A 21,259-nucleotide genomic window follows, 5' to 3' on the forward strand; every position below is an offset into this window, starting at 1 on the left:
CGCTATGCTCGCCCCAAACCTTTTCTCGTTATTTGAAAGTATAACGAACGGATGTGAATCGTGGGTGTGATTCCTTTCATTGATTTTTCTCTAGGAAAGTTAAGGAAAATAGCGTTTATCTTCTATTGGAAGCGTTCATAGGTCAACTGGCTGAATTCATAGGGGTAAAGGCTTCGTGACATCAGACTTTTCGATGCTCGGGTGAATATGAGAAAACGTTCCGGGGTGTCCCCGGAACGCTTTAGCTCGACCTCGCGAAAAGGTTATTTAGCTATGAGCGCTTAGTTAGTTCGCTCCTTGATAATAATCTGCATTCATCGAGCAAAGACAGGCGGCGAAGTGGAAATTCAGGCAATTGACAGGATCGGGTCGGGAGATTGTCAAGATCAAATTCGGGGCGATTCCCTGGCACACTAGACCATGTTGATTAAGCGACATCAAGGGACAAAGCACTGCGACTGATTGCGGGAAACCCTTAGGTTAAAAGCAGACTGCTATTTCATCACTTCGAGTGCGTCATCCCCCTCGCCGGTGAAGAGGCAGGCTCATATGCGGCGTGGAGGTGAAGACGCGGAACGATGGTCTCAAGAATGATGGAGTTCCGTCCAGTTATTTACGAGGTGATTCCTGCGTTTTGGGAGATTACAAGGACATAGCTAACTAGGTGCTCGGAGGTATTAGAGGTTAAGACCGCTGGGGAGCAGGCGTGCCAAAGTTGTTGACAGTGCGTCGTTCGTTGATCAATGTCATTTATTGACGTTTCATAGGGCTTTGAGCAACATAGAATAAATAACGGGATAAGTGACAAACTTCGATCATGGTATGTTTTCCCGAATTTTTTGCGTCACGTAAACGATCGTTGGGAAGCGTCTGCGCGATGCCATCAAATCGACTACTTCTTGGTCGATTGGCTTTCATTGGCCAGGTGGCGGTAGAACGTCGCGCGGCTCCACCCGACCAGGCGTGCTGCGTCTTCGGCGGTGCGTCCCCTGGCGCGTGCGTCTTTTGCGATCGCGAGCTTGTCGGCAATCACCGCCGGGTCTGACAGTGGCCGGCCGAAACGGGTTCCGGATTGCCGTGCGGCAGCGATACCAGCGTTGACTCGTTCAACGATCAGCTCTCGTTCGTATTCAGCCAATGAGGCGAGCATGTTCAGCATCATTCGTCCGGTCGAAGTGGCCGGGTCGATGCCATCGGAAATGGAGCGGACGTTAACGCCGCGTTCACGCAAGAGGTTCACGGTGTTCAGGACATCGATGAGGGAACGGCCCAGCCGGTCTACTCGCCAGACCACCACCGTATCTCCGGACTGTGCATATTCCAGCAGTTTCTTCATCCCGGGCCGCTCGATCGCACTACGGCTGCCGGACGTCACATCGGCGAACACGTCGCGTTTTTGCACCCCCGCTGCAATCAGGGCATCAAGTTGCAAGGATGCGTCTTGGCTCGAAGTGCTCACTCGCGTGTATCCCAAATATCTCACTTGCTCAGTTTGACTCGAAAACCCTTGCGCTACAAGTTGCTAAGACGTTTTGAGGTGGGACGACTTAATGAGACAAAAACAGTCCTTATTCTTCCGGCTATTTGAAACAACAGGTTTGGTCTCCGTGCAGTGTCTCAAAAAGCTTTAGTTTGTTGAGACAACGCGGATAGGGTCAAGCAGGCATCTAAACCGATACCATCTCCTGCAACGTGGCAAGCAACATGAAGAGGGGCCGCACCTGGTAGGTGCGGCCCCGTCATGTCTGGCAACTTCAGGTATTGGCGTAGGGTGCTGGACACTTATTCCAAAAGCTCTCCGACGCCACGAAGGTTTATTTCACCGAGGGTAACGATGTGCAGGTATTGATCCGGTGCTTGCTGTTCAGCGGCGCCCCGACTGCAATATAGAGCCGTGGGCTGTGGATTCTCCATGATCCCGAAGATTGGATTCCCATCGGCGTCCTCATCGTACGATGACAAAGTAGTATGCGTCAGATACAAAACGCAGCCATCTACCAGGTCTATGCTTTCGGCACCCTGCACCTTACGAGCTTCCCAGCTGACTTTAGTGTCTAGATACTTTTCCTGAATCGCAAAGCATTCACGTTCACTGGCCACGATCGCAATTATTGGCTCTATGTATTCAAGATCTGGAAATGGGCTGGGTTGTTTCCCATAGACGACGTAGACCATCTGATCTTCTGAATATTTCGAGCCCAGGCGAATCTTGATTTTTGTCAGGATACTGCTTAGAGACGGCATGGAACCCCCTTCTGTACAGGAGCGTAGGCATCAGCATAGTAAGTCTTAGGTTATTGGGACAAGCGGAGCTGCGCAATCCACAGTCACCTGGACGCAATGTAGAACTGCCACTTAAACGCCAGGTGACGATAACCGCCACGCATGCAGGATTTAAAATTTCCGATGCCTCTTTGAATGCGCGAATTTAGTTGAGGGTGGTGCTCAATGTCGAGAATTGAATTGAGATGGGAAGACTGTCCGCAAAAATACATTCGAAGAGTTTGCTTTTATCTGAGCAAAGGATAATCTTTCCTCATGAAAAAAGCGTCTTTGGAGCAGCTTCAGGAATAGCAATTGCCACTCTTTTATTGAGCGCCTGCACCAGTAGCTCCACTTCGGAGACTGCTGCGCCGGTAACAACTCCGGACAATTCGTCCACGTCACCCAGTTCAACTGTCTTGGATTCAGCAGGGGTCTATAAGAGGCATTCGGAATCTATTCAGCGCCTCTCTGCGGGAAATCAAGTACTGAGCGAGGTGGAAGGTAACGGATCAGTTCAACTAACCATCGGAGAAGTACCTGACGGATTTGATTCGGTCGGATTCATCGTCTCCTGCGAAGGCTTATCGTCTTGGGACATCGCATTAAGTAGCGAAACTAATATTGGGGGCAGTGACTGTGGGGACGATGACGCTGCCGAAACTAGCCTTTCCATCCTGCGTAAAGAGCTAGATAACCAAGAAGTGCGCCTCGAGCTCCGCGAGAAAGTCAAAGTTTGGGCCACGGTCTTTGCTACTAATGAGCAATAACGTTTAAGGGTTACGATTCTCATCTCTAAAAGACGCACATCGGAGTAAAGGACGCGGTTCAGAAATAATCAAGCTCCCACTAGGGAACTTAGTTTTTAGAAATGCTGTCGAGGGTTTTCGCTGAGCAGTCCTACGGCAAAGTCCTCTACGGGTCTTTACCGGTAGAAGAAGTTGAACCCAAATTTCATTATTTAGCATATGTGCTATATTGCTAAATATGATAGACGCAATGTCCGACGTATTCACTGCATTAGCTCATCCCACGCGACGGCAAATTCTGCAAGACCTCAAGGATGGCGAGCTAGCTGCCGGAGAGATTGCTTCACGCTTCCAAGCCACCGGGCCGACCATATCCCGTCACTTAGCTGTCTTACGCCATGCAGGACTCGTCACCGAACGGCGTGATGCCAACCGGATCTTGTACACTCTCGGTGAGGAACGCTTGGCGCACTCTGTCGGAGACTTTCTCTCTACCGTTTGTCCGGAGCAGATCGTATTGCGTGAAGTGCGCAGACACAAAGATGGTCGCGTGAGCCAGGCGAAGACCTAAATGGCGTTTTCATCGCTCATTACACCTTGGTACAAGCGCACCTCAGCCCGATCTGGCTGGGGCCACGAACAACCGGGCTCAGTCGCTCCGACGTCGATTCTGGACTATGAAGCACCTGTTGTGGCAGGGCTGGTTGCCCGTTCACGTGAACTAGCGCCATCGCACGAATATATTGAGGTGCTCAAGGCGGCGCACTCGATTATCAGCAATGAAATACGGGCTGTTTACGCCTTAGAGGAGAACACGCCGGCTTCGCGCACATTAATCCGCGGATATGGTTCTTGCAGTCAACGATTGGCGCTATTAGAAAGCGTTGCGCGTTCCCTCAGTGTATCCACTCGGGTGCGTATTTTGCTCATCGATCGATCTTTTTGGTATGCACGTTTTCCCCGCCTCGGCTTTGTCCTTCCAAATCGCATCTTGCTAGCCTGGCCCGAGTTCAATATCGATGGCTGGCACCCCGTGTCCGAGTTGTTCGGACCAATTGGCTGTCGAGGAGGGTCCCCTTTCGTGAATCAAGGCTCCGAAACGCTTTTCGAGGCCGTAGGGCGCTGCGCGGTCAATTGGGACGGCCGGAGTAGTAGCGATCCATATGACCTTTCACGCTTTGTCCGCGCCGACTACGGCTACTTCACGGACAGAGATCAGGCCTTTCAGCAACTTGGTCAAACTCTGTGCGCACCGTCACGCCTTATCGCAGACCCCGTACTGCGTCGAATTGAAGCCTAGAGCTGTTCTTCGTGTCCACAAAGGCGCTCGGCATTGCTTTTACAATTACCGAGACCACCTGCGAGGGTAGCTCCGCTAGCGTGTAATTCTAGTCTTGCGCGCCCTTGAAACAGAGGTGCAGTGACAAGCGACATGAAGCGAAGCGTTCCATCGTTTAAGCATTTGAACACCGGCCGTCTCGGCCACCGTTCTTCTAGCGGAACCCAACGAACCGCCATTTAGAATTGCACTTTAGCCGCCAAATAATGTCAACAGTCACAGTATGTTTTTCTGCAATTTTAGTGTCACGTAAACGACCGTATAAATGACAAAGGGGTTCTCACTATGCTGATCGGCTACATGCGAGTTTCGAAGGCGGACGGATCGCAAAGTACAGATCTGCAACGTGATGCTCTTCATAGTGCCGGGGTCGAAGAGCAGAATCTTTACGAGGACCACGCGTCAGGGCGTAAAGACGATCGGCCTCAACTCGCAGCCTGTTTAAAAGGTATGCGTTCCGGTGACACGTTATTGGTATGGAAGCTCGATCGGCTAGGCCGCGACCTGCGGCATTTGGTGAACACGGTGCATGATCTGACCGAGCGGGGGATCGGGCTCAAAGTGCTCACTGGTGAAGGCGCTGCGATTGACACCACGACCGCTTCGGGAAAACTGGTCTTCTGCATCTTTGCCGCCCTGGCCGAGTTTGAGCGCGAGCTCATCTCGGAACGCACGAAGGCCGGTTTGGCTTCGGCCCGCGCTCGAGGTCATAAAGGTGGCCGGCCCTATAAGATGACTCCAGCCAAGGTCCGGTTAGCTATGGCTGCCATGGGACATAAAGAAACGAAAGTAGGAGTGCTCTGTGAAGAGCTCGGTATCACCCGCCAAACCCTTTATCGTCATGTTTCCCCGACTGGTGAGTTAAGGCCAGATGGAGAGAAGCTCCTGAAACTGAAATAGAATGACGGCTCTTTGCCCAAGGGCGATTCCAAAGAGCGGTCCGCATAATTTCCGAGATGATTTACTATTCTGCGGGTACCGGACCTCTCAATGGCTATTAGGGGTGTCGGTGGTGTTTACACATCTTTGTTAGGTGTTAGCTGGTTTCTTCCCAACACTGGTGTTCGGGGTTCCAACGTCCGGTGTTGCGTGTACTGTCAAGGATTTCGTTAAGGCATGTTCCAACGTATTCCAGCGCAGTTTTGAGGGGGAGCAGATGCGGCGGGTATTGGGCGAAATCGCGTGCTGCCTGAGGGTAGTTTTCAATCCATGATTCGTCGGGCGCTACGAGGCGTTGAGGTGGGGTAATTTTCCGGCGTTGGCTTTCGTGGTTGATCACCAGTGCGAGACGGTTGGCGTCGACGGGGATGTCTTGGACGAAGCGGACGAGGTCTGCCAGATCACGGTATCTGGTAGAGGGACGTCGTTTGTCGCCTTGATGTTTTTCATAGAGGGCGCAGATTTTGTCTGCCATGTGGTTTTCTGCCGGTACGGTGGGGATTTTGGGCAGATCCTTGAGTGCGTAGTCGTCGAGGACGGGTTTGAGTTGGAGGTGTTCGACGGCGCTGGTGATGTGTTTTCGGCTGGTAATGTCGATGGTGAAGATATCGAATTGTTTGCCGCCAAAGTCCACCCGAACAGTGATGTTGGCAGTTTTGGCTCCGTAGCCGTAGTTGTCTGGCTCGGAGTGGGAGGCAACCTTCGTGATGGTGAAGTCGAAATCGTCAGTACGATCGCCGTGTAGCAACAATCCTTCAATCTCTTCTTGAACGTCGCTGAGGTCATCCCATTGTTCATCACGGGAGAGGTCGATGTCTTGGGTGAATCTTCCGTATCCGGTGCGAATCAGCAAGGCGTTGCCTCCCAGGAGCATCCAGCGTGAGTCTTCTTGGTTGAAAACGCGTTGGAAGAAGAGAGCGAAAGCTACCTGTTTGCGAATGAGTGCTGGGGTGGTTCCTCGTTGTTTGGCTTCGCGTTGGATTCTGCTGTCGCGGGCTCGTCGTTCTTGCGCGATTTCAAGTTTTGATTTATTGCTGGATGCCATCATCCCTCCTCTTGTTCATCATGGTCACTGTCGTGTTCTTTGTTCTTGTTGGCTTGAAGCATGGCGGTCTTCAGCATGTTCGTAGCGGCGGCTGACAAATCCGGCATACGATCCTTCGCGATTTCCGCCCAAGTTTTGGCCAGTTCGTTTGAGCCAGTGAACCCTTGCGCTTTGAATATGGTCGACACCGAGGAACTTAGGTTCTCGAAGATCGCCGGATCCAAAGACGCGGCGATGATTTGGGATATGTGTTGATAGGCGTCAGGTTTCTGGTTCAGGGAATCGATGTCGAGGCCACGGGTAGCGAGCATTTCTTGGAGCATCGCTCGACCACTTGGATGCCCTTCTGTTGTTGCTCGGCTTTCCAGTGATTCTGCGAGTTTGACGATGCTAGCTTCAGGGCGGCGGGCAGCATCAACAACGAGGGTGGTGAGATGGTCAAGATCGGTAAAGGCGAGACTTAAATCGTAGATTGTTCGCTCCACGGTCGTGATCGGCAACCCATCAAAGTCACCAACGTCTTCTGAAGGAAGCTCTCGATGAAGCAACCGGAGATCGTGTTGCTTGGTCATGCGAGCTTGCGGCACAGAGATTTCAATATAGGGCGGAATTAGATCGCCGATCTCGTAAACTGCTGCAGCAGTAGCCCCTGAAACAACAGCGCGGTAAGGCATGTTCTCTGAAGTTTGGAACGGGGCGCCGGCGGTGACGCTCAGCCAAGCGGCTTGAATATCTTGTAAGGCGCCGGGACGAGAAGATGGTAACGCGTAGATCCCGTGCCGTAGACGTTGAATGATGCCTCGCTCGCTGAGGCGCTGCATCCAGAGGCGCGAGATCCCGTTTTCTCTCGCTTGAGACGTCGTCACCAGGCCCCAATGATCTATGCCAAGCAGCTCAAGGTTTTCTAAAGCTTCGACTGCGTCCATTGGAGCCTCCGAGTTGCGAACATCATGACACATCTAAGTATTGCACTAAAAGTATCAATTGCAGATACTTTCGGTTGCGTCAATGAATTTTTGAAGAAAGCTCATGACTCATAGACACTCCACCTAATTCAAACCACCAGTTCGGTTTTCTGCGAGTACTGACACGAAAGCCCCCAGTGAGCCGAAACTGAAGTGATGATGATTTGTCCTGATTGTTGCGGTATTTCCGCATAGGCGAAAGTACCCAGATCCGGAGTTGCCTGTCGCTTTCATCGACCGCAGGTCTCCCGAGAAAACCAAGTAAAGCCCATGCCGTAAGGAAGCAATCGAGCGCGATCTCTCGGGCCTGGGAACTCTTGCGCGAGTCTCTGAAGCCCTGCGTTCGTTGGGGGAGTCTTTTCTGGGCAAATCTCAGGCTGTGTATCAAACTATGTACTGTCTTCACCTGGACTAGGTATTGCGATCAACCCATGACTCCACAGTTGGTATCAGTCATTCAAAAATGACTCGCAACTAATAGTGGAGGCATCTTTCTATGGCATCGGTTGCAACGCATGGTTGCGAGAATTTCCGGCCGTTGATTTTTCAAGGATTTTTCATTGGGGGAGTGGTGTTTGGTGAGATGTCTTGCAGCCCATAGGTTGTGAGACGTCTGAGAAATCAATGTGGCGGATCTGGATTCTGCATTGGCAGATAGAATCTGTTTATGTCCATCTCTGAATTAACCCCGAGTGCTCAGAAATATTTGAAGGTCGTGTGGAGTTTGTCTGAATGGACTTCTTCCCCTGTAACTCCTTCGTTAATTGCTGATCGTGTGGGGTTGAGGTTGTCCTCGGTGTCGGAGGGTATCCGTAAGCTTTCCACGCAGGGATTCTTGGAGCATGCACCATATGGCTCGGTGGAGCTAACAGAGTCAGGCCGTCGCTATGCTGTGCAGATGGTCCGCAGGCATCGGCTGTTGGAGACTTTTCTTGTCGAGGTGCTGGGGTATTCCTGGGATCAGGTGCATGATGAGGCTGAGAATCTGGAACATGCGGTGTCTGACTTCATGGTGGAGCGGATCGACGAATTACTGGAGTTTCCCTCGCGTGATCCCCATGGCGATCCGATCCCTTCGGCGTCAGGCGCGGTGGATTCGCCAGCCGCTGTCCCACTTAGTGATGTTGGAGCGGGGCAGGATGTAAGTATCGAGCGGATTTCTGACGAGGACCCTCAAATGCTGAAGTTCTTTGAAGATCATGGGTTCTGCATTGGGAAAAAGCTGTCGATCAGTCAAGGTGCCCCATTTTCGGGGGTATTGGAAGCTCGGATCTCAGGGGCCAAAGAATCTGTGCTTCTTGGCGCTGCAGCGGTCAAGGCACTGTATGTATCCATTGATTCACAGGATGCAATAGGTTCATAGGCGACGGGAGAGAACCCAGAGGCAGGCAACTGATCCGAGGGGTCGCCGGCCTCTGGCTTCCCTTTACTCTTTAATTGGGGCTGTGCTGTAGCCGGGATTCGTTGCGGGTCCTATGATACCTAGCTAGTTTGGCGCTGATTAGTCCATGTTGTGGGCTGAAGAGATATGCCAGGAAGAAAGCGGCGCCTTGGCTGAGGACGACCATGCCCCCGGAGGCTGTGTCGAAGTAGTAGCTCGCATACAATCCTATAACGGCGCATAGTGCCGCGATGAGTGGGGCGATCATCAGCATTCTGCTGAAGCGGTTGGTTAGTAGGTATGCGGTTGCTCCTGGGATGATGAGCATGGCGACCACAAGGATGACTCCGACTGCTTGTAGCGCTACGACCGCTGTCGTTGCTAGAAGTGCTAAGAGCAGTGCCCCGAGTAAACGTGGGTTCAATCCAATGGCGTGGGCATGGGTTGGATCAAAGGCGTAGAGAGTGAAATCCCGGCGTTTGGTGAGGAGTATCGCCAGGGTTAGGGCACCGAGGATGATGATTTGTGCCAGATCTGTCCATGAGACGCCTAGTAGATTTCCGAAGATGATGTGGTTCAGGTCAGTGTGCGCTGGGGTTACAGAGATGAGGACTAGTCCCAGGGAAAAGAGTGTGGTGAAAACGATTCCGATGGCGGCGTCTTCTTTTACTCTGCTGGTGTCTCGCACAATGCCGATGAGCAGCACTGCGAGGAATCCGAAGATTACCGCTCCTAGGGCAAAGGGTGCGCCGACAATATAAGCAAGGACAACACCGGGGAGCACTGCGTGCGATACCGCGTCTCCCATGAGGGACCAGCCGATGAGGACAAGCCAGCATGAGAGGACCGCGCAAACTACTGATGCGGTCAGCGTAGTGATCAAAGCTCGAAGCATGAATTCATAGCTGAGCGGTTCGATGAGAAGGTCGATTAGTTGCACAGTTATCCTTTTGCCAGCACGTCAAGTCCGAAGGCCATAGCCAGATTCTCAGGTTGAAGGACGTTTTCTGGAGAAGAGTGCATCAGCACTCGGCGCATAAGAAGGATGGCCTCGTCTGCTAGTTCGGGTAATGCTTGTAGGTCGTGAGTCGACACCACAACGGTGGCACCTTTATAGGCAAGTTCGCGGATTAGACGGGTGATTGTTGCTTCGGATCGTTTGTCCACTCCTGCGAATGGCTCGTCGAGGAGCAGGATCTTCGCTTCTTGGGCGATGCCGCGAGCAACGAACGCGCGTTTTTTCTGCCCTCCGGAAAGCTGGCCGATTTGCCGGTCAGCGTATTGGGTGAGCTCCACTTTTTCTAGTGCTTCGTTGACGGCTTGCTGGTCGGCAGTCCTAGCACGGCGCGTGAGTCCCATCTTTCCGTAACGTCCAGTCATGACGACTTCGCGCACGGAGAGTGGGAATGCCCAATCGATGTCTTCATGCTGCGGGACGTAACTGATTCCTGCACGTTTGCGTTCTGCAGCAGGATTATGGGAATTAACCAAAACTGTTCCTGTGACGGGGTGAACCAGGCCCATGATGGTCTTGAATAAGGTAGATTTTCCCGAACCGTTCATGCCGATCAGAGCACAGACCCGGTGTGGATTGATATCCAGCGTTACTTGCTCTAGTGCTCGTATCGCACCGTATTGGACAGTGACATCTTTAAGCGAAATAGCTGGGGGCATTAATTCTCACCAGTCAATGCGTCGATAATCGTTTGCGTGTCGTGACGGATCAGCTCTAAATAGGTAGGCACAGGACCGTCTTTTCCGGAGAGGGAATCCACATAGAGGGTGCCACCGAATTTGGCATCGGTGGCTTCGACGACCTGCTGCATGGGCGCGTCAGACACTGTGGACTCGCAGAAAACTGCGGGTACTTGGTTCGTGGTGACGAATTCGATGGCAGAGGTTATCTGCTGGGGTGTTGCTTGCTGCTCCGCGTTGACGGCCCAGATGTATTTTTCGGTTAGATCGGTGTCTTTGGCAAGGTAGGAAAAAGCTCCTTCACAAGTGACGAGTGCTCGTTGGCTCTGGGGCAGATGGGAAAGTTCAGTGACTAGCTCGTCATGCACTTCCTGTAATTCCTCTTTGTATGCTGCTGCATTACGCGCGTATTCATTGGTATTTTCAGGGTCAAGAGTGCTGAATGCCGAGGCCATGTTATCGACGTAGACCTGTACGTTTAGCGGGCTCATCCAGGCATGGGGATTAGGTTTTCCGGCATGCTCGTCTTCGGTGATATCGATTGGTTCGACACCGTCACTGACAACAGCGTGGGGCACGTCTAACCCCTCGACGAATTGGCCGAACCATGCTTCGAGATTCATTCCGTTATCCAGGATCAGGTCAGCTTTCGCAGCTTTGCTGATATCGCCCGGGGTGGGTTCATAGCCGTGTATTTCCGCTCCGAATTTCGTAATGGATTCGATCTGCAGGTGGTCGCCGGCGACGTTTTCAGCGATATCGGCTAGTACGGTGAATGTGGTTAGGACCACCGGTTTCTTTTCTTGAGTTGTGGCGTAATTTTGCGGGGAAGTGGTGCAGCCAGTGAGGAGGAGAGCTAGGGCTCCTGCGCTAATAGCAAGGGAAAAGCGTGGGCGGAATGAACGTGGAGATCTGGGCATAGGATTGCCTTTCGATCGTAGGTTTACGGCTGAAGAATCTAGAGTGAGCTCATGAGTGATGGCGGGGTCTCAGGGGGTGGCCCTGCGCGATGTGCAGCTGAGGCGAATCGTTCTAATTTGGTCGGGTTTTCGCCGCGGCAGTAAATGCCGACTAGTCGCAGGAAGTAACGCACTACAGTTGCAGGGTCGGTGGAGGAACCCAGTAGTGACTGCGCTTCGTGGTGCTTGGACTCTTGCGCGGCGCGGAACAATGCGACGGCTTCGATCCAGAGTCCGTCGTTGGTTCGTTGTGAAGCATTATGTTGCATGGGTAGAACTCTAATGTTCGGTACACCGAAGTTCAAAATATTACTTGTTAGGTCGAGGGCCTTTCTGAAGCATGGATAATGCATGATTATGCAGAATGTCGGTTGTAGCCTGTGCTTGGATGTTGGTATCGCCGAGGCATTTCATGGTCGAAGTTTGAATGGTTGAGCCCATAGCCAGATGGGATCGGGGCGATCTAGGGGTGCGGTGGGGCAATACCCGTGGAGTGGCTAATCTTTCGACACATAGTTTATGAAACTGAGTTTTGCGACGAAATATCCTCGAAAATCTGTTGAGTTCTCAATCGTCGAGGATTTCCACTCAACCTGGCGCATGACTGTGTCACAAACGACCGTTTCCGGTCCTTCTGCAAACAGATGGGGCCATTACCACTTCAGTTTTACGGGATGTCGAAATACAGCGCTCAGTCTGGAATACTAGGGGTGTGCAAAAATCCGCCCGCTCGACACGTGTTCTCAGAGGCACGACCGCCGCATTCTTTGCGACGTTCGTTTCTCTGTGCTCCCACGTACTCGCAGGCGGAGAAGTACCAGGACTCCTGAACGTCGCGCTACCTCTCGCGCTGTCGCTTCTCGTGTGCATGTTGCTCAGCGGTCGACAATTCACCCTGTGGCGCTTGGCCGGGATGGTTGGATTCAGCCAGCTGCTCTTCCACCTGTTGTTCTCGATGGGAGCCGGGCATTCAGCTGCGTCCATCAATGGCGAGCAGGACATGCACGCGCATCATGGGATGACTATGCCCATAGATATCACTACCTCGGCCGACGCTGCCACCATGAGCCATAGTGATACCACGATGCTTCTAGCCCACCTCATGGCGGGCCTCGCTACCGTGCTGGTTCTGCATCGCAGCGAACAAATGCTCATCGCTGCCGCTAACATCGTTGACCTGTTGACCTGGAAACTGCTGTGGCGACTAGTTACTTTCGCCTACCAGCTAATCCACCCACTGCCGACTCCCACTGCCCCGCGTGAAATCCCGACCTACACGATATGCGTGTATTCAACGTCGGTTATTCGTCGGGGTCCACCCGCACTCACCACGGTGTAAGACCACTCCCATTTACAGATCAACGTGTCTGTGGGTTTTTTACGTCTGCCTTACTGACGACTGACAGGCGGATTTGTTGCGTCTCGTGTTGCTGTCCACAGGAAGTTGCTCGTATGCAAGACCGCTCTGAACCCGGGCCTGGCATGCTGCTTCACGCACAACTATTCATCGTGATGATTTCTTAGCTCAGCAGCTGCCTGCATAGTTTCGCGCCCCGTCGCTCAGTAATCCGCACAGTGCGCTTACACCATAGACTTCCATGCCCTTCTTCTGAGGGCAATCCCTCACCATGCCATCCCCAACAACCGGTTGCCCCGCATATTGCTCGGCATCCAGAGTTTTTGGGCTCAACAGCATATCTCCTTCGAAGCGCGCTGTCTGCGCTTCCATATTTTTAGGATGAACCTTGAACACCTCTTTTGCTCTGCGTACCGCTGCCCTCTGTGCCGCTGCCCTGCTCACCCTGAGCGGCTGCGCTACAAACCCCGCCGAGAACAGCCCCGCATCACCGTCTAATGCTTCGGTCACGATGAAAGATCCGTGGGTGAAGGCCGCTGACGAAGGCATGTCCGCAGGATTCGGCACCATTGAAAATACCGGGGACCACGACATCACCGTTACCTCCGTGACCAGCCCTGCCTCCACCGATCTGGAACTGCACGAGACCGTAGCCAATGAATCCGGGGCAATGGTCATGCGTGAAAAAACCGGTGGCTTCACCATCCCCGCCCATAGCGAACTGCATCTGGAACCCGGGGGAAACCACATCATGCTCATGGACCTCACCGAACCACTGCAACCAGGCAATGATGTGAACCTGACCCTGACCTTCTCCGATGACACCACCTTCGATGTCACCGCCCCCGTCAAGGAGTTCGCCGGAGCCAACGAAAAATACGAAGGCACCGAGCACGGGGACATGGACCACAGCACCATGGATATGGACCATTCCGCATCGGAAAGCGCCCACGATCACTAATGCCCCACGAAAAGACACCCTTTCAAAGTGGCCCGAGTCGGCGCGGAGTACTGTTCGGTGGAGCCGCCGCAGGGCTGGGAGCGATCGCAGCCCTCGGCATTGAGTCCTTGACTAGCACCACCGCGCCCGCTGAGGCAGCGAATCAGTTGCACGGGAACACCGTGATTCCGTTCTATGGCCCCCACCAAGCAGGCATCGCTACGAAACCGCAAGCCCACGCCACCTACATCGCGCTCACCCTGCGCGAGAATCTCGACAGGGCCGCAGTGCAACGCCTCCTGCGACTGCTCACAGATGACGCAGCAAGGCTCACCCAGGGGCAAGCCGCCTTGGCAGATACCGAACCGGAACTAGGAGCAGTTCCTGCCCGCTTGACCGTGACCTTCGGCTTTGGCCCGAAGCTGGTGGAGCTGGCAGGATCCTCTGCCGCAGGTATTCAGCCACTGCCTAAGTTCAGTATCGATCGGTTGCAAGAACGGTGGAACGACGGGGACCTGTTGCTGCATATCGCCTCGGATGATCAGCTGACCGTGGCTCATGCCCAGCGGATGCTGCTCAAAGATGCCCGACGGTTCGCATCGGTGAAATGGGTGCAGCCAGGGTTCCGCCGTTCTAGAGGATCAGAAGCTACTGGCACGACGATGCGTAACCTCTTCGGCCAGGTTGATGGAACCGTCAACCCCTCGCCGCAGACCGCAGACTTCAACGCGCTGGTATGGAACCCTGATGGAAGCACCACCATGGTCATTCGCCGCATCCAGATGGACGTCGACACCTGGGACGAAGTGGATCGTTCCGGTCGAGAATTCAGTGTTGGACGAACCTTGGCGAATGGTGCCCCCACCACCGGCAGTCAGGAACACGACGAACCCGATTTCGAAGCAACCAACGCTCTCGGATTCACGGTCATCCCGGCCCACGCGCACATTCGACGCGCCCGCTCAGAGAACCCCAGCGAGCGGATCTTCCGCCGGGGATACAACTATGACGAGCAGCCCACTGGAACCGATATTTCCGATTCGGGACTGATTTTCGTGTCCTACCAACAAAGCGTGGCCAAGCAATTCGTCCCGTTGCAACAACGTCTGGCGGAGCTTGACGCGCTGAACCAGTGGACCACGCCGATCGGCTCTGCCGTGTTCCTCATCCCGCCAGGCTGTGCCGAAGGAGGATTCGTCGGTGAAACCCTCTTCAAGGCATGACCAGCCCTATTATTTCTCTTCTTTCAAGGATTACTCATGACTCTCTTGGACACCGCACCCCCGGAATCCCAACCGCCTTCCATGCCTTCCCGTCCGACTCGCAAAGGCTGGTTTGGGCAACTGCTACTTCGGCTGCATTTCTACGCAGGAATTTTCATCGGTCCGTTCATCCTCATCGCCGCCGTGAGCGGAGCCTTATACGCGATCACGCCGCAGATCGAACAAGCGGTCTACGCCAAAGAACTGCACGCACCGGTTGCTGATTCCTATCTGCCGCTAGCTGATCAAGTCGAAGCGGCCAACACCTATATGGGTAGCAGCGAAACCTTGGTCGCGGTGCGTCCGGCACCGAATCAAGGGGACACCACGCGGGTGATGTATGCCGACCCAGCACTGGGCGAGAGCGAAACCAGGGCCATCTTCGTGGACCCTGCCACCGCTGAAATCCGCGGCGATCTCACCGCCTACGGAACCAGTGGTGCCCTGCCATTACGCACCTGGATCGACCAGTTGCACCGCAATCTGCAACTCGGTGAGCCAGGACGCATGTACAGCGAGCTGGCAGCTTCCTGGCTAGGTATCATTGCCCTTGCTGGCTTAGGTCTATGGATCTTGCGGATCAGGCGCACCAAACGCAAAAAGGACCTCCTACGTCCCAATACCAAAGCCACCGGCTACCGCCGACTGGCCAGTTGGCATGGCTCTCTGGGGATCTGGGTCTTGCTTGGCGCGTTCTTCCTTTCCGCCACCGGGATCACTTGGTCCACCTACGGCGGCGCAAACGTGGGTGAATTGCGTACTGCGCTGAACTGGGGCACCCCCTCCGTTAGCACCGACCTCACTGCCACTGGCGACGGTTCCGCTGATGAGCATGCCCACCACCATGGAGCGTCTACAGCACCCACCGGGGAGTCGGTGAACCCGGCAGCTTTCGACACGATGCTCTCCATCGCCCGCGAAGTCAATATCAACACCGGACTGGTCGAAATCAAGCCGCCCGCTGCGGAAAGCAAAGCATGGGTGGTCCAAGAAATTCAACGCTCATACCCGACCGAAGTTGACGCGGTCTCCATTAATGGTCAAACCCTGGAAGTCGTCGACCGGGTAGATTTCAAAGACTTCAACCTTGCGGCGAAGCTAACGCGGTGGGGAATCGATATCCACATGGGGTCTATGTTCGGATTGCCGAACCAGATCTTGTTGTTCCTCGTCGCTACCACCATCGCCACCATGGTGGTGCTGGGATACGTGATGTGGTGGAAACGTCGACCCATGAAAAATCCCTCGCAACGCATGGGCAAGACACCGGCTCGCGGCGGATTGTTGCGTGCCCCGTGGTGGGGGCTGCTGTTGCTACTGCTTGCAGCCGGAATGGTAGGGGTCTTCTTGCCCCTGATGGGAATCAGCCTCGCGGCTTTCCTCGTCATTGACATGATCGTAGGCCGGCTCCAACGCAGTAAAGTTCAACATCGAACCACTGAATAAATTCAAAAGTTCAAACAAGTTTTAGTTGTGCCCTTCGCGCTGTAGGCGAAGGGCACAACTGTTTCAAAAACCACCGTTTTTGAAAGTTATATGCAGTATGCAGCAGTGTGATCTTTGCCCATTCCCCGATAGGGATGGCTGCACCGTCCCGCAAACCATGCTGCCGTTTTATGCGCGACAGCGTCGGGTAACGAGCCGGAAATTTCATCATAATAGGTTCGCTCGAATTCCTCCGGTGCTTGGTGGAACAGAGAGGAACGCAGGCGTTCGCAGCTGTACCAATGCACCCATTCGAAGACAACCTCCACAACGTCTAATTCGGTCTTAACCGCTCCGATGCAGAAAAGCGAGACCGTGGCGACGGCCTCGTTCTTGAACAATCCCACACGGTCTTCGCGGCGGCATGGTCGTACGCCGCGCTGCCGATGGACAGTTCCACCCACTAGATCTCGAGGGGCTCGGTGAAACGTCCTGGGTTTCATGCCGCTTTCTATTGAGAGAATGGAAAGCATGCCCAAGCAGTACACCCCTGAAGCCAAGGCCCGCGCCGTCGCCTATGTCCTGGACCGGTTGGAGCGATACAAGTCGGTCTACAGTGCCGGCCAGGATCTTGCACCCAAGCTGAGCATCGGCGCCGAGGCCCTGCGCCGGTGGGTCGTCCAGGCCCAGGTCGACGCCGGGGACCGCACCGGCCCCACCAGCGAGGAACTCGCCGAGATCAAAGCCCTGGAGGCCAAGGCCAAGGACCTGGAAGAAAGCAACGAAATCCTCCGCCAGCCAGCGATTTTCTTCGCGAGGGAGCTCGACCCTCGCCGGCCCTAATCACCGAGTTCATCGACCATCAACGCGAGTGCGGCTACGCAGTCGAGCAGACATGCCAAGCCCTGACTATTCAGGGACTGCAGGTCTCTGCGCGAACCTACCGCGGCTGGAAACAACGCCAACCGGCATCCCGGGACATCACCGACGCCCAGATCCTCAACGTCCTGCACAATCTGCAGCAGCCTGATGAGAAGACCGGCAGGCCTAAGCCTGAGGTTGCTGTACGGGCGTCGGAAGATGCGGGCTTGGTTGCAGCGCAACGGCTTCCTTGAGATCTCGAAGCACACCGTGGACTTAGCTGTTGCGCGAGGCGGGAATGAAGGGTCTGGCCAGAGGCCGGAGGACTGTCACCACGATCCGTGTGAAGGACAAGATTCGGGCCAAGGATCTACTGAACCGCAAATTCTTCACTGTCGCGCCTGACAAGGTCTGGATCACAAATTTCACTGATGTGCCGACCGGCGCCGGGTTCACCTACGTATCGTTCATGATCGATTTGTTCTCCAGACGGATTCTGTCTTGGGCGACGTCAACCTCGCATGATACCGAGTTTGTGAAGGAAGCTCTCCGGATGGCGTTATGGCAACGCCGGCATGGTTCGGGATCTCGTAAAGCCCGATTCAAGGCACGGTACATCATTCAGATGCCGGCAGTGAATATACCTCGCAGCGGTACACCAGGACGCTGGCCGCTGAAGGGCTGGTCCCATCGATCGGCACCATCGGGGATGCGTTCGTCAACGCGGCCGCCGAAACGGTGATGAGGTTGTTCAAGAACGAAGCCGCGGCTAGGGATTCCCCGTTCCGCAACAGCCCGTTGGCAGCGGAATCCGATGTCGGGGATGTCGTCGTGGATTGGGTGCACTGGTACAACTATGCCCGGTTGCATTCGACCCTCGGCTATAGTAAACCGGTGGAATTTTAGGAACTCTACTATGATGACTTCAACGGCGCGATACCCGATGTTGCCGCTAGTAAATTAGCGACATGATTTCCGGGACGGTTCATATAGACAAATCGCAGTACTGATCGCGATCCCATTCCTAAGGAGTAACATGAAGAAAGTCTTTGCCAGCTTCCTGATGATCAGCACTGTTGCACTGAGCGGATGTACATACTTCAATGAGTCCACCGCCAACGAGGTTGCTGCTGGCGCCGCCACCGGCATCCCTAGGCCTGACTCCGAGCAAGAAGCAAAGCTACGGGAAGATCTAGCGGAAATCGATCCGGCGCTGAACAATGAGAAGGCTTTTAACAGCGCTCGCAATCAGTGCACTGACATTTTGGGCGGTATGTCACCGGACAAGTTGATCTCGAGTACTCAAGCTCGTTTTGAAGGCGCAGGCGTGGAAACGGTCACCGAGCGGGATGCCAAGAAGATCCTGGACGTCATCAAGAACAACGGGTTCTGCAAGTAGAAGCCGCGGAGCCGTGCGCCGCGCAATCCTTTGCGTGCAGCACACGGCTTTTGGGTACCCAACCACATGTATCGCAGAATTTCAGCGGCGAAAAGCCCATCGTTCTTCCTCCTCAGCAGCAACCGTTCGGTTCAAAGTCGAAGCTCCCGTGGCCAGTCGAGCAACGAGTTGCACGGCTGCGGTGTAGGTCTTAGCGTTGTAGTGGACCAGTTCGGTGCGGCGCATGCGCAGTGCTTTGGCTTCGCTCAGCTCCTCGCAGGGGTTCAGCCACCGGTAATAGGATGCCCTGGATACCTGCAGTTTCTGGCACATCCAGTTCACCGGGTACTGGCCGGCCTGGGCTTTGATGAAGGTGAAGATTGCGCTTATTTCTTGCTGTTCGAGGCGAAATAGGCGCTGACATCGTTTAAAAAGTCGTTCTCCCGTTTCACCTCCAGCAGTTCCTTGCGCAATTTCTCGTATTGGGCCCATTCCACTGGTCCGCGTTCCTCTGCTTCCGATTCTGGGTGCTCGGTGCGGTAAGCGCGGACCCAGTTGCCCAGGGTTCCTTCGTTGATGCCTAGAGAGGCTGTGACCTCGACCAGGCTCTTCTGGGAGGAGATCACTAGTTCGACTGCTTCGGCGCGGAACTCCGGGGTGAACTTCTGACGTTTGGACATGCACTCATTCTCCTACGAACGCGTGTCTCACGACATCATGACAGCTCACACGAACACGGAAAGTCCGTAGGAAGGCGAGAACTACAGAATGGAATTCCTGTCCACCCCCGACAAAAAGACGGGGAGAAGTGCAGCATTCCCCCTACTTAGGCTTTCTTTCATCCTAGTGCGCAGATACAGCGATGTGAACACGAATATCCAGCACATGGTTTCTACTATGTAGGAGTGGGGAAATCACTTTTCGTGACGCGCAAAATGAAATTTTCGTTCTGGAGTTGCTGAAGAGACATATCGAACATTGGACCGTCCGTTGGAGTTTTTGTCGCTTCGTGATGTCCGTACATGTCAGCATACGACGACGTTCACGAGTTGCGGCTACCTTCCGCGCCGACGAAGATGCGATACACGACGCTTCCCGGAGCCTCCACCAGAACCTTGGCTTGTTCCGTCGGAGAACCCTCCGTCGCGTTCGAAACGAACGCAGCACCGTTGAAGTCGCACGCTTGTGTGTCGTCAAGCAGCTTCGCACCGTTGGCGGCGGTCACCCTCACTCGTAGGTGTGACGTGGCACGATCGCAATCCACCCAGATAGAGACAAATCGTCCCATACCGAGAGGAACATCAGTGGAAGTGGTGCCTTTCAGGAGTGGGTCTGCTACCACTACATCGAATCCAGGACTGTCCATCTCATCGGGAGGCACGCGGGATGCGAGACTTTCCTGGGTTGAGGTGGTCGGTTCGATCCCGCCATAGGCGCGCGCACCTGGAGACGGCGTGTCTAGGGGGCCGCAGGCGGTGAGCCCCATGACGATGGCGCCTATTCCAGCGGTGATCAGGAACTTTTTGGTTTGCTTGTTCATGTGTTGTCCTTCGCTTGGCGCGCCCACGTAGAGGCCCGATGCATTGCTCAGTGTCGCACCTGAGGTAGTACTAGTGAATCGCCCCGCAGTAGGATCTTTGAGAGCGGACTGCTGCACAGGCAAAGACTAGGGGGTCCGCGTCCAAGAGCGTCAAGGACGACGAGCCTTGGGGTGGTGCGTTCGTGGGTTTCCGGACCTCCATGAAACAGCATTGGGGTTAAGTGACAATTTTCGGATGTGCATGTTCTTCGATGCCCGATGTCACGTAAACGACCGTTTGTGGCACTGATCGAATCTGTCCCACTTTTGTCGCATCCATTGTGTCAGTTTGTGGATGTATGCGTTAAGTGTCCAGTTGGTGGCTGAACTTTTCCGGCATGTTGTCTCTTCGGCATCTATGGTTGATATATGTCCCAAATCGAACGCGATCTTCCTGCTGACTATTCTGATGCGTTGTTGACCTTGAAAGAGCTGATCCACGGGGCCCAGCATCGGGCGCAGCGGATGGTTAATGCGGCCATGGTCGAACTGTATTGGAATATCGGGCGAATCATTCTTGAGCGTCAGGCTGGTCAGCCTTGGGGGAGTAAGGTGTTCGACAGGATTGCGAGGGATCTGCGAGCTGAGTTCCCTCATATGAAGGGGTTCTCGAGAACGAATCTATACAATATGCGGGCGTTTGCCGAAGCGTGGGGTGATGAAGATTCAATTGTCCAGTCAGTAACTGGACAATTGAGCTGGACTCACAACGTGGCGCTTCTGAATAAGATTGGTGACGGTGAATTGCGTCAGTGGTATGCGCACCGTGCTGTTCAGAATGGTTGGTCGGTGGCGGTTCTTGAGCACCAAATTCGTACTCGGTTACATGCACGCGAAGGTGCGGCTCCTAACAATTTAGAATCTCGTTTACCTAGCCAGGGCAGTGACTTGGCGAAGGAACTGGCCAAGGATCCCCTGATCTTTGATTTTTTGGGGCTCACCGAAGAGGCGCAAGAGCTTGCGATTGAAGAAGCCATGACGCTTCGTTTGTCGCAGACTTTAGCCGAGTTTGGTGCTGGTTTCGCGTTCGTCGGTAGGCAGTACCATCTTGATGTCGATGGCGATGATTTTTATGTTGATCTGTTGTTGTATCACGTGCCATCGGACCGTTATGTCGTCGTTG

At 54.1% G+C, this 21,259-nt stretch carries 24 protein-coding genes and 1 pseudogene; 14 read left to right on the forward strand and 11 right to left on the reverse strand.

Features of this window, described 5'->3' with window-relative positions; genetic code table 11:
* Positions 1-892: 892 nt before the first annotated feature.
* On the reverse strand, positions 893-1,483 hold the full coding sequence (locus tag ACT3TP_RS17350; protein WP_441721816.1) for a recombinase family protein: 591 nt from the start codon (positions 1,481-1,483) through the stop codon (positions 893-895).
* A gap of 299 nt (positions 1,484-1,782) precedes the next feature.
* Positions 1,783-2,244 (reverse strand): hypothetical protein, encoded by a 462-nt coding sequence (locus ACT3TP_RS17355; RefSeq protein WP_096256524.1) that lies wholly within the window; start codon positions 2,242-2,244, stop codon positions 1,783-1,785.
* A 224-nt stretch (positions 2,245-2,468) separates the two neighbouring features.
* Here ACT3TP_RS17355 and ACT3TP_RS17360 point away from each other — a divergent pair, with 224 nt between their 5' ends.
* From ACT3TP_RS17360 to ACT3TP_RS17375, 4 genes are all read left to right on the forward strand, one after another.
* Positions 2,469-3,032 carry a hypothetical protein gene (locus ACT3TP_RS17360; protein WP_444621174.1) on the forward strand — a complete coding sequence of 188 codons (564 nt, stop codon included), beginning with the start codon at positions 2,469-2,471 and terminating at the stop codon, positions 3,030-3,032.
* A gap of 229 nt (positions 3,033-3,261) precedes the next feature.
* A complete protein-coding gene (locus tag ACT3TP_RS17365; protein ID WP_240520582.1) occupies positions 3,262-3,582 on the forward strand; it encodes a metalloregulator ArsR/SmtB family transcription factor in 321 nt (106 codons plus the stop codon).
* On the forward strand, positions 3,583-4,311 hold the full coding sequence (locus tag ACT3TP_RS17370; protein ID WP_180993145.1) for a transglutaminase domain-containing protein: 729 nt from the start codon (positions 3,583-3,585) through the stop codon (positions 4,309-4,311).
* Between the two features lie 324 nt (positions 4,312-4,635).
* Positions 4,636-5,250, forward strand: a complete 615-nt coding sequence (locus tag ACT3TP_RS17375; RefSeq protein WP_444621175.1) for a recombinase family protein — start codon at positions 4,636-4,638, stop codon at positions 5,248-5,250.
* Positions 5,251-5,386: 136 nt separating this feature from the next.
* Here the strand turns inward: ACT3TP_RS17375 and ACT3TP_RS17380 are convergent, their stop codons facing one another.
* Both ACT3TP_RS17380 and ACT3TP_RS17385 read right to left on the reverse strand, forming a co-directional pair.
* Entirely contained in the window at positions 5,387-6,334 is a 948-nt protein-coding gene (locus tag ACT3TP_RS17380) for a nucleotidyl transferase AbiEii/AbiGii toxin family protein (protein ID WP_444621176.1), read from the reverse strand.
* A complete protein-coding gene (locus tag ACT3TP_RS17385; RefSeq protein WP_444621177.1) occupies positions 6,334-7,260 on the reverse strand; it encodes a type IV toxin-antitoxin system AbiEi family antitoxin domain-containing protein in 927 nt (308 codons plus the stop codon). Before ACT3TP_RS17385 ends, ACT3TP_RS17380 begins: the two co-directional genes overlap by 1 nt.
* A gap of 706 nt (positions 7,261-7,966) precedes the next feature.
* Between ACT3TP_RS17385 and ACT3TP_RS17390 the strand changes: the two genes are divergently transcribed.
* A complete protein-coding gene (locus ACT3TP_RS17390; RefSeq protein ID WP_096255088.1) occupies positions 7,967-8,662 on the forward strand; it encodes a metal-dependent transcriptional regulator in 696 nt (231 codons plus the stop codon).
* A 70-nt stretch (positions 8,663-8,732) separates the two neighbouring features.
* On the opposite strand, the gene ACT3TP_RS17395 is transcribed toward ACT3TP_RS17390, so the two are convergent.
* From ACT3TP_RS17395 to ACT3TP_RS17410, 4 genes are read right to left on the reverse strand one after another with little or no spacing between them, the layout of a single operon-like run.
* Positions 8,733-9,575, reverse strand: a complete 843-nt coding sequence (locus tag ACT3TP_RS17395; protein ID WP_049862754.1) for a metal ABC transporter permease — start codon at positions 9,573-9,575, stop codon at positions 8,733-8,735.
* A 47-nt stretch (positions 9,576-9,622) separates the two neighbouring features.
* Positions 9,623-10,354: a metal ABC transporter ATP-binding protein gene (locus ACT3TP_RS17400; RefSeq protein WP_444621178.1), complete on the reverse strand. Its 732-nt coding sequence runs from the start codon at positions 10,352-10,354 to the stop codon at positions 9,623-9,625.
* Positions 10,354-11,295 (reverse strand): metal ABC transporter substrate-binding protein, encoded by a 942-nt coding sequence (locus ACT3TP_RS17405; RefSeq protein ID WP_013350294.1) that lies wholly within the window; start codon positions 11,293-11,295, stop codon positions 10,354-10,356. The genes ACT3TP_RS17400 and ACT3TP_RS17405 overlap by 1 nt, the downstream gene beginning before the upstream one ends.
* A gap of 38 nt (positions 11,296-11,333) precedes the next feature.
* On the reverse strand, positions 11,334-11,603 hold the full coding sequence (locus ACT3TP_RS17410) for a hypothetical protein (protein ID WP_013350295.1): 270 nt from the start codon (positions 11,601-11,603) through the stop codon (positions 11,334-11,336).
* 443 nt (positions 11,604-12,046) lie between these two features.
* Here ACT3TP_RS17410 and ACT3TP_RS17415 point away from each other — a divergent pair, with 443 nt between their 5' ends.
* Positions 12,047-12,673 (forward strand): hypothetical protein, encoded by a 627-nt coding sequence (locus tag ACT3TP_RS17415; RefSeq protein ID WP_444621179.1) that lies wholly within the window; start codon positions 12,047-12,049, stop codon positions 12,671-12,673.
* A gap of 186 nt (positions 12,674-12,859) precedes the next feature.
* Here ACT3TP_RS17415 and ACT3TP_RS17420 read toward each other — a convergent pair whose 3' ends face one another.
* The gene (locus ACT3TP_RS17420; RefSeq protein ID WP_226910952.1) at positions 12,860-13,201 is read right to left on the reverse strand and encodes a hypothetical protein; all 342 of its coding nucleotides are present in this window, start codon (positions 13,199-13,201) and stop codon (positions 12,860-12,862) included.
* Position 13,202: 1 nt separating this feature from the next.
* Here ACT3TP_RS17420 and ACT3TP_RS17425 point away from each other — a divergent pair, with 1 nt between their 5' ends.
* The 7 genes from ACT3TP_RS17425 (at position 13,203) to ACT3TP_RS17455 (ending at position 18,578) form a co-directional block, all read left to right on the forward strand.
* Entirely contained in the window at positions 13,203-13,652 is a 450-nt protein-coding gene (locus ACT3TP_RS17425) for a copper chaperone PCu(A)C (protein WP_444621180.1), read from the forward strand.
* Positions 13,652-14,854 (forward strand): Dyp-type peroxidase, encoded by a 1,203-nt coding sequence (locus ACT3TP_RS17430; protein ID WP_442334673.1) that lies wholly within the window; start codon positions 13,652-13,654, stop codon positions 14,852-14,854. The genes ACT3TP_RS17425 and ACT3TP_RS17430 overlap by 1 nt, the downstream gene beginning before the upstream one ends.
* Before the next feature lie 36 nt (positions 14,855-14,890).
* Positions 14,891-16,339 (forward strand): PepSY-associated TM helix domain-containing protein, encoded by a 1,449-nt coding sequence (locus ACT3TP_RS17435; RefSeq protein WP_443461156.1) that lies wholly within the window; start codon positions 14,891-14,893, stop codon positions 16,337-16,339.
* Between the two features lie 510 nt (positions 16,340-16,849).
* Positions 16,850-17,161 carry a transposase gene (locus tag ACT3TP_RS17440; protein WP_041650260.1) on the forward strand — a complete coding sequence of 104 codons (312 nt, stop codon included), beginning with the start codon at positions 16,850-16,852 and terminating at the stop codon, positions 17,159-17,161.
* A gap of 316 nt (positions 17,162-17,477) precedes the next feature.
* Positions 17,478-17,921: a DDE-type integrase/transposase/recombinase gene (locus ACT3TP_RS17445; RefSeq protein WP_081461184.1), complete on the forward strand. Its 444-nt coding sequence runs from the start codon at positions 17,478-17,480 to the stop codon at positions 17,919-17,921.
* Entirely contained in the window at positions 17,882-18,085 is a 204-nt protein-coding gene (locus tag ACT3TP_RS17450; RefSeq protein WP_444621183.1) for an integrase core domain-containing protein, read from the forward strand. The genes ACT3TP_RS17445 and ACT3TP_RS17450 overlap by 40 nt, the downstream gene beginning before the upstream one ends.
* 130 nt (positions 18,086-18,215) lie before the next feature.
* Positions 18,216-18,578 carry a hypothetical protein gene (locus ACT3TP_RS17455; protein WP_013350285.1) on the forward strand — a complete coding sequence of 121 codons (363 nt, stop codon included), beginning with the start codon at positions 18,216-18,218 and terminating at the stop codon, positions 18,576-18,578.
* 201 nt (positions 18,579-18,779) lie between these two features.
* Here the strand turns inward: ACT3TP_RS17455 and ACT3TP_RS17460 are convergent.
* Positions 18,780-19,237, reverse strand: a pseudogene (locus tag ACT3TP_RS17460) (transposase); the annotation flags it as partial.
* A gap of 362 nt (positions 19,238-19,599) precedes the next feature.
* Positions 19,600-20,097, reverse strand: a complete 498-nt coding sequence (locus tag ACT3TP_RS17465) for a hypothetical protein (protein WP_444621181.1) — start codon at positions 20,095-20,097, stop codon at positions 19,600-19,602.
* Positions 20,098-20,505: 408 nt separating this feature from the next.
* Between ACT3TP_RS17465 and ACT3TP_RS17470 the strand changes: the two genes are divergently transcribed.
* Positions 20,506-21,259, forward strand: a 754-nt coding sequence (locus tag ACT3TP_RS17470) for a PDDEXK nuclease domain-containing protein (protein WP_444621182.1), incomplete at its 3' end; no start/stop codon positions are given.

The sequence above is a fragment of the Glutamicibacter sp. AOP38-B1-38 genome, assembly GCF_052377485.1.
Lineage (GTDB): Bacteria > Actinomycetota > Actinomycetes > Actinomycetales > Micrococcaceae > Glutamicibacter.

Bases quoted from the DNA above. Each gene is read 5' to 3' on its own strand.
- ACT3TP_RS17365 (WP_240520582.1), top strand. From the start codon at position 3,262: ATGTCCGACGTATTCACTGCATTAGCTCATCCCACGCGACGGCAAATT.
- ACT3TP_RS17430 (WP_442334673.1), top strand. From the start codon at position 13,652: ATGCCCCACGAAAAGACACCCTTTCAAAGTGGCCCGAGTCGGCGCGGA.
- ACT3TP_RS17440 (WP_041650260.1), top strand. From the start codon at position 16,850: ATGCCCAAGCAGTACACCCCTGAAGCCAAGGCCCGCGCCGTCGCCTAT.
- ACT3TP_RS17395 (WP_049862754.1), bottom strand. From the start codon at position 9,575: ATGCTTCGAGCTTTGATCACTACGCTGACCGCATCAGTAGTTTGCGCG.
- ACT3TP_RS17385 (WP_444621177.1), bottom strand. From the start codon at position 7,260: ATGGACGCAGTCGAAGCTTTAGAAAACCTTGAGCTGCTTGGCATAGAT.
- ACT3TP_RS17410 (WP_013350295.1), bottom strand. From the start codon at position 11,603: ATGCAACATAATGCTTCACAACGAACCAACGACGGACTCTGGATCGAA.
- ACT3TP_RS17370 (WP_180993145.1), top strand. From the start codon at position 3,583: ATGGCGTTTTCATCGCTCATTACACCTTGGTACAAGCGCACCTCAGCC.
- ACT3TP_RS17375 (WP_444621175.1), top strand. From the start codon at position 4,636: ATGCTGATCGGCTACATGCGAGTTTCGAAGGCGGACGGATCGCAAAGT.
- ACT3TP_RS17445 (WP_081461184.1), top strand. From the start codon at position 17,478: ATGAAGGGTCTGGCCAGAGGCCGGAGGACTGTCACCACGATCCGTGTG.
- ACT3TP_RS17425 (WP_444621180.1), top strand. From the start codon at position 13,203: ATGAAAGATCCGTGGGTGAAGGCCGCTGACGAAGGCATGTCCGCAGGA.
- ACT3TP_RS17355 (WP_096256524.1), bottom strand. From the start codon at position 2,244: ATGCCGTCTCTAAGCAGTATCCTGACAAAAATCAAGATTCGCCTGGGC.
- ACT3TP_RS17360 (WP_444621174.1), top strand. From the start codon at position 2,469: ATGGGAAGACTGTCCGCAAAAATACATTCGAAGAGTTTGCTTTTATCT.
- ACT3TP_RS17390 (WP_096255088.1), top strand. From the start codon at position 7,967: ATGTCCATCTCTGAATTAACCCCGAGTGCTCAGAAATATTTGAAGGTC.
- ACT3TP_RS17380 (WP_444621176.1), bottom strand. From the start codon at position 6,334: ATGGCATCCAGCAATAAATCAAAACTTGAAATCGCGCAAGAACGACGA.
- ACT3TP_RS17405 (WP_013350294.1), bottom strand. From the start codon at position 11,295: ATGCCCAGATCTCCACGTTCATTCCGCCCACGCTTTTCCCTTGCTATT.
- ACT3TP_RS17435 (WP_443461156.1), top strand. From the start codon at position 14,891: ATGACTCTCTTGGACACCGCACCCCCGGAATCCCAACCGCCTTCCATG.
- ACT3TP_RS17455 (WP_013350285.1), top strand. From the start codon at position 18,216: ATGAAGAAAGTCTTTGCCAGCTTCCTGATGATCAGCACTGTTGCACTG.
- ACT3TP_RS17400 (WP_444621178.1), bottom strand. From the start codon at position 10,354: ATGCCCCCAGCTATTTCGCTTAAAGATGTCACTGTCCAATACGGTGCG.
- ACT3TP_RS17465 (WP_444621181.1), bottom strand. From the start codon at position 20,097: ATGAACAAGCAAACCAAAAAGTTCCTGATCACCGCTGGAATAGGCGCC.